The sequence below is a fragment of the Thermoflexus sp. genome, assembly GCF_040289485.1.
GTDB lineage: Bacteria > Chloroflexota > Anaerolineae > Thermoflexales > Thermoflexaceae > Thermoflexus.
In genome coordinates this window covers 1-4,713 of the sequence record NZ_PSLG01000097.1, presented here as the reverse complement: position 1 = coordinate 4,713, position 4,713 = coordinate 1, and the positions used below count along the sequence as shown (strand labels likewise).

5 protein-coding genes are annotated in these 4,713 nt (G+C 72.3%); 1 reads left to right on the top strand and 4 read right to left on the bottom strand.

Going from position 1 to position 4,713, the window contains the following annotated elements; all coding sequences use genetic code 11:
* From C4313_RS11045 to C4313_RS11035, 3 genes are all read right to left on the bottom strand, one after another.
* Nucleotides 1-1,594 (bottom strand): transglutaminase TgpA family protein (locus C4313_RS11045; RefSeq protein WP_352429915.1); only part of this gene is annotated, 1,594 nt, incomplete at its 3' end.
* Nucleotides 1,567-2,376: a 5'/3'-nucleotidase SurE gene (gene surE, locus C4313_RS11040; RefSeq protein WP_352429914.1), complete on the bottom strand. Its 810-nt coding sequence runs from the start codon at nt 2,374-2,376 to the stop codon at nt 1,567-1,569. The genes C4313_RS11045 and surE, both read right to left, overlap by 28 nt.
* Nucleotides 2,367-3,293 (bottom strand): ATP-grasp domain-containing protein, encoded by a 927-nt coding sequence (locus C4313_RS11035; RefSeq protein ID WP_352429913.1) that lies wholly within the window; start codon nt 3,291-3,293, stop codon nt 2,367-2,369. The genes surE and C4313_RS11035 overlap by 10 nt, the downstream gene beginning before the upstream one ends.
* A 187-nt stretch (nt 3,294-3,480) precedes the next feature.
* Between C4313_RS11035 and C4313_RS11030 the strand changes: the two genes are divergently transcribed.
* Nucleotides 3,481-3,711, top strand: coding sequence for a YtxH domain-containing protein (locus C4313_RS11030; RefSeq protein ID WP_352429912.1), 231 nt, complete (start codon nt 3,481-3,483; stop codon nt 3,709-3,711).
* A gap of 1 nt (nt 3,712) precedes the next feature.
* Here C4313_RS11030 and C4313_RS11025 read toward each other — a convergent pair.
* Nucleotides 3,713-4,713, bottom strand: a 1,001-nt coding sequence (locus tag C4313_RS11025) for a penicillin acylase family protein (RefSeq protein WP_352429911.1), incomplete at its 5' end; no start/stop codon positions are given.

Here is a 4,713-nt window from a genome sequence, read left to right as displayed (position 1 = left end):
CGTATCCGCTGACCACCCGCGCCGGGATCCCCAGGGCGCGGGCCATCACGGCCATGGCCGAGGCGTAGTAATCGCAATAGCCCTGCCGGATGTCGAACAGCACATAGACCACGCCGTCACGGCCGGGGGGGGGTGCCGGGATGTTCTCGTTGTAGCGGATGTTCCGGCGCAGCCACGCCTCCAGCGCCGCCGCCCGGTCGTAGGGGGTCCGCGCGCCCGCCGTGATCCGCTCTGCCAAGCGCCAGATCCGAGGGTCCAGGTTGGGAGGCAACTGCAGATACCGCTGCACCCACTCCGGATACGCCGTCCCAGCCTGTCGCAGGCTCTCCACGTCGGGAACGGGGACCAAGGAGATGACCTCATAGGTCTCCTCGGCCCCGAAGGGTCGGCGGGCGCGAGCCGCCATCAGGTCGTGCGCGGTGGCGGTGAACCGTCCCACGGCGACGGCCGGGAGGCTCACCGCGACGGGGTGCTGCGCCGCGAAGATCAGGGTGTTCCCAGGCAGATAGACGGTGAAGGTCTGGGTGACCACCGTCCGGCCCTCCCAGAGGGGGCGGGCCGTCAGCGGCTCCATCGGCCGCAGGCTCCGCTCGTCCTCCCCGCTGGAGAGCCAGCCGTTGGCGGTATACACGTCGTAGACCATCCCCCGCCAATATCGGGCCGGCCCCTGGGCCCGCACCTCCATCACCACCGTGTCGCTGAGGCGCCGCGGCCCCCCGAAGGGCAACGACCGCCCCAGGGGGCTGACATAGGCCGGGCGCTGGGCGCGCAGTTCGCTGAACAGCCGATTGAAGGTCTCCTGCCCCCGGCGCAGGGGCCGGCTGATCTCGCTCCACGCCCGGGCCGCCGCCTCGCTGGGCCCGGCCGCCGGCAGCAGCCACGCCAGGCCCACGATCAGGACCGCCACCGTCACGGCGGCCCGCAGGATATCCACCCCGACCTCGGGCATGAACCACACCCGCTCCAGCCGCCAGCGCTGGCGCTGTTCCTCATAATGAACAGTGGCCAGCCACAACAACGCGCCCAGGAGATAGGCGATGAGGAAGAGGGTCAGGGGCCGCGGGCCTAGATAGTAATAGGCGTTGATGAAACCGATCAGCCCGGCCGGCAGCAGCGCCCGCCACGGCCGGATGGACCGGAAGGAATACCACACGCTCCCGCTGGCCGACAGCCAGATCAGCGCCCCCATCAGGACCACGAAGGGCAACGGGTCGCTTCCCCGCTCCCCCCGCAGCGCCGCCATCGCCCACACCGTGAGCCGGTAGCCCAGCCACTGCAACTTCAGCGACCAGGTGGGCACCCGGATCAGGCCGGCTGCCAGATGCCCCACCCAGACCGTCCCGTAGGCCAAGTTGAGGAAAAGGGCCGCCGGTCCGCGGAACCGGCTGATGGCCAGCAGCCACCCGAGGGCCAGCCCGCCTAGGGCCACAGGGGGCAGGATCTCCAGCCCGTCCGTCCATCCGGCCACCGTCACCGTCCACGCCGCCGCCCCCTGCATGATCAGCAGCAGGAACAGCATCCACAGCGTCCCCCACGCCCCGCGGCCAATCCCCGCGGAGGGCGGGCTCACCCCCACTGCGCCCGATCCCACCATTCCCGTAGCACCTCCTCCCCCACCCGCGATGTGAGGTCCAGGCTGAGGGGGGTCACCGAGACCACCCGATCGACCACCAGCGCGTAGACATCCGAGTCCGGCTCCAGGCGCTCGAAATCGACCTCCACCCGATAGCCCAGGGGCCCCGGATCCGTCGGGCGGCGGCGCATCGGCCGCACGGGGACGAAATACCGCTGCCGCGACTGGCGGGTCCACCGCCACGGCGTCTCGGGGGTCGCCGAGGCCGGGACGTCGATCTTGAGGACGTCGACATCGAAGGGCAGCGCCCGGCGGAGGACCGCCTCGGCGAACCGCCGGGTGAAATGGCCGGCGGCGCGGAAGTCGATCTCCTCGGAGTAACCCAGATGGTGCTCGATGGGTGTTTGGAGGGAGACGGCCAGGGCGGGGACCCCGAAACTGGCCGCCTCCAGGGCCGCCCCGATGGTCCCCGAGATCGTCACCCCGGAGCCCACGTTCTCCCCGTAGTTGATCCCGGAGACCACCAAATCCGGCAGCCGGGGGAGGATCTCCAGGAAGGCGTGGTCCACCACCTGGGCCGGCGTCCCTTCCACCGCATACGCCCGCACCGGCCGCCCGTTCACCACCAGGACCTCCGGGTAGATGCGGCCCTCGGAGGTGGCTGGCATGCACCGCCCGGCGCCCGACCATTGATCCCGCGGGGCCACCACCACGACCTCCCCCAGGCCGTCGAGGGCCGCCACCGCGGCCCGCAGGCCCGGGGACTGGATCCCGTCGTCGTTGGTCACCATGATCAGGGGCATGCGGCCCTCCGGCCCACGGCCTCGGCGATCCGGTCGGCGATGCGGCGCAGGACCTCATCGGGGACCCCCTCCGGGGCCAGGGACTGCGGCCGCGTGTCGATCGGGTCGTTGACGTAATCGATGCACAGGAATCCTCCATCCTCCTCCATGGCGATCTCGGTGGAGAACAGGTCCAGGCCACAGACCGCCGCGATGCGCCGCCCCAGGTCCCAGAGGGGCTGCAGGCCGAAGGCCTCCGCCTCGGCCGCCGTCACGGGCCGATAGCGATGGGTCTCGGGATCCCACCAGCACGGGAAGGGCGTGTCCACCGCGTAGAGCACCCGGAACCACGCGGGGCGCCCGGCCAGCCGGCGCGGGCGGACGTAGCGCTGCACCAGAAAGGGCTGATCCGGGAAGGCCATCCGCAGGGCGGTCAGGTCCTCCCGCCCGTGGATCCGCCGCACCCCCTCTCCTCCGCCGCCGAAGGCCGGCTTGGCGATCCATGATGCCCCGGCCAGATCCTCCGGCCAAAGGGGCTCTGGCGCCTCCTCCCATGCCGGGAGGATCACCGTCACCGGGGTGGGCAGGCCAGCCGCCTGGAACCGCCAATGCATCGCTGCCTTGTCCCAAGCCGCCCGCGCCCGCTCCGTTGGGTTCAGGCGGAAGACCCCCGCCCCGCGCGCCCAGTCCACCAGTTCCTCGAAGGCCTCGTCCCAATCCGAGGCCCGGTCCAGGAAGGCCCGGCATCGCCAGCGACCCTCCCGCGCCGCCGAGAGGACCACCGGGAGGCGCTCCGGCGTCACCTCCCCGAGCGTGAGGCCTCGCGCGGCGCACGCTTCCCGGAGCATCGCCACAAAAGGCGCGTCGTATTCCCAGTTCCATGCCACCGCGAGATCGACCCCCTCGACCGCGACGGCCATCGGCACGGCCATCCCCATCGTCCCCCTCTTTCACCTCTGACTTCTCCCAACGCCCCCCTCCCCACCCCTTGCGGGGCGGCGCCGGAAGGGCGGCCGTCCTTATCTTAACACAGCGGGGACCCTTCCACAGCGCATCCATGGGTGGCGGCAGTCAACGGCGGATCCATTAAAATGGAGAAGAGACATACCCGGGGAGGTGCCGCCGATGCGACGGCTGGCGCTCTGGTCTTGTGGTTTTCTGCTCGGCGGGGCCATCGGCGCCGGGCTGGCGTTGCTGTTCGCCCCGCAATCCGGCGCGGCCCTGCGGGAGAAACTGCGGGCCCGTTGGGCCCAGGTCCTGGAGGAAGGACGCCAGGCCGCCGCTCAGCGCCGGGCGGAGTTGGAGCGGGAACTGGCCCTCCTCACCCGCCGCACCCCGCCAGGCCCCCCGGGCTAACCTACGGCCATCCCCATCCCGGGGGCGCCGGCGCGGTGCGCAGGCGCAGCCCAGAGCCCCCTTCGACGGTGATGGCGGGCCAGAAGGCCGTCCGATACGGCCGGGCGGGGTCCATCGGCGTGGGCCACGGGTCGTCGGCGTCGCCGCCCACCGGGAGCTCCCCCGAGATCCCCCACCCCAGGAGACGGAAAGGGGCCGCGTGGGCTTTCCCCCATTCCCAGATCGTGTGGAGATCGCCATAGCGCCGACCGATGGTCTCCAGGGCCCGCCGATAGGCCTCACGGCGGATCTCCGCAGAGACCTCCGCTGCCAGGAGGGCCTCCAGGATCGCCTCCGGCGACCGCCGCAGGGCCAGCAACGCCAGGCCTTCCTCCCCCAGGGGGCCTTCCAGCGCCATCCGGAGGACCTCCCAGCGCCAGGCCGCATACACCAGAGCGGACGGGCTGTTCGCCGCGAACCGCCCGTCCCACCGCTGCAGCATCTCGTGGACCCGCCGCTCCAACCAGCCCTCGGGAGGAAGGGACAGCAGGGCCGCCCGGCGAGGGGCCGCCGGGCGGCAGGGGGGGAGATCGGCGAGGGAACGCCAGCGCCAGCCAGGGGGGGCCGTGTTCCCTTCCCCTACTTCCCCTATGAGAAGCCTCACCAGATCCCCCACCCGGTCGAGGGGGTCGCCGGCCGGCGCCGGGGCCAGCCATCGCCCCCCCTCGGGTCCGATCTCGGCCAGGGCGCCCGGGAGCCCCGGCCAGCGCACGCGCAGGCGCTCCCCGTCCTGGATCCCCCGCCACGGCAGGGGGAAGACCGGGGCGGCCATGGCGTGGAAGCGAAAGGCGCCCGCCTCCTGACAGCCCCGGAACCACCCCGGCTCGGGGGCGACGCCGAAGGCGGCCCAGATCCGCAGAGCCCGCCATCGTTCGGGGAAGTCCGCCGGCGGCGCCCCGGCCGCCGGGGGGATCTCCAGAGCGGCCCGCAGGGGCTCTGGCAACGCCCGCGCCCGGTCCGCCA